Source organism: Paracraurococcus lichenis (genome assembly GCF_030657435.1).
GTDB classification, from domain to species: Bacteria; Pseudomonadota; Alphaproteobacteria; order Acetobacterales; family Acetobacteraceae; genus Paracraurococcus; species Paracraurococcus lichenis.
The window spans coordinates 1-568 of sequence record NZ_JAUTWS010000440.1 but is presented as its reverse complement, the minus strand read 5'-3'; the positions used below and the strand labels follow the sequence as shown (position 1 = coordinate 568).

At 69.5% G+C, this 568-nt stretch carries 1 protein-coding gene; it reads right to left on the bottom strand.

The annotated features are described in order from the left end of the window. Positions 1-308: 308 nt before the first annotated feature. Positions 309-568: DsbA family protein (locus Q7A36_RS40700; protein WP_305109469.1), on the bottom strand; the 260-nt coding region annotated here is incomplete at its 5' end.

Genomic DNA, 568 nt, shown 5'->3' with positions numbered 1-568 from the left:
TCGACGCGTGCGACCGCCCGTCAGGGCATGGCCCCGACCACCCACCAACCGAGGCCATGCGGGTGGTCGCAACACTGCGGAGTTTCCTGCGCGAGGGCACGCCCTGGTCCTGGTTCCAGGCCGCCTCGCACGCACATTCTGAAAACCGCCTGTTGCTATGGGGTGGCGCCTGCCCACCGGGCCTACGGCCCGGCGCCGTACGTGCCCGTCCCGCGGTATTGAGGCGGTCGTGGGCACCACCATCGTCCCGGCGGACACCACCACCGTGGCCACCGCCACTGATGGGTCTTCATTCGGCCGAAGCGGCGCTAATCGCCATCCGAGGGACCTGGCAGCAGTCGCCGCAGGTGGTGGCGCAGCAGCACCACCTGGTCATTGCCCCAGAAGAGCCGGTTGCCGACAACGATGGTCGGCACGCCGAACGCGCCCCGGTCCAGTGCTTGACGCAGGGTCGCCCCTTGTTCATCCCTGATCTCTGGGCGACCAAGCGCAGCGGCGAATGCCGCAGAGCCGAGGCTCGCCTCGCCAGCGCGGGCGACGCACACCTCGCGGTCAACCCTCGCTAGGT